Source organism: Acidovorax sp. KPB24-03, assembly GCF_057546605.1.
The window spans coordinates 1-868 of sequence record NZ_BAAJYR010000798.1; the positions used below are offsets into that span (position 1 = coordinate 1).

General features: G+C 75.0%; 1 pseudogene. It reads left to right on the forward strand.

The features are described from left to right. Positions 1 to 36: 36 nt before the first annotated feature. A pseudogene (locus AC27KI_RS26085) lies at positions 37 to 868 on the forward strand (ATP-dependent DNA helicase); the annotation flags it as partial.

Consider the following 868-nt stretch of genomic DNA (forward strand, 5'->3'; position numbering starts at 1 on the left):
CCGGCCAGGTCGCGCGGACCCCTGCAAGGGCACGGCCTGATGTACACCGTGGCCGTGCGCGAGCTGTGCGAGTTCACGGCCAAGCAGGGCGATCTGGACCTGCGGTTCACCCCCGCGCCCACCGCGCTCGAAGGCATCGCCGGCCATGCCACCGTGGCCCAGCGGCGCATGGCGGGCCGGGCGCCGGCGCCGGCCCGGGCTACGAGAGCGAGGTGGCGCTGGAGGGCCACTACCGCCACCTGCATGTGCGGGGCCGGGCCGACGGGTTCGATCCCGCCGCGGGCCGGCTGGACGAGGTCAAGACCTTCAAGGGCCGGCTGGACCGGCAGCCCGACTCGCACCGCGCGCTGCATTGGGCGCAGGCCAAGGTGTATGGGTGGCTGCTGTGCCAGGCGCGGCAGCTCGCGCGGGTCGACGTGGCGCTGGTGTACTTCGACATCGGCAGCCAGCAGGAGACGGTGCTGGTCGAGCCCTGCACGGCCGACGCCCTGCGCGCCCATTTCGAGGCGCAGTGCGGGCGCTTTCTCGGCTGGGCCGAGCAGGAGGCGGCCCACCGCGCCACGCGCGATGCGGCGCTGCGCGCGGCGGTGTTTCCGTTCGGAGGCTTTCGCACCGGGCAGCGGCCCCTGGCCGAGGCTGTGTACCGCAGCGCCACCGCCGGACGCTGCCTGCTGGCGCAGGCGCCCACCGGCATCGGCAAGACGGTGGGCACGCTGTTCCCGCTGCTCAAGGCGGCGCCGGGCGAGCGGCTGGACAAGGTGTTCTTCCTCACCGCCAAGACCTCGGGCCGGCAGGTGGCGCTGGATGCGCTGGCCCGCATCGCCGCGGCGCAGCCGGTGGCGGACCTGGCCGCTGCGCCGGGGGGCGA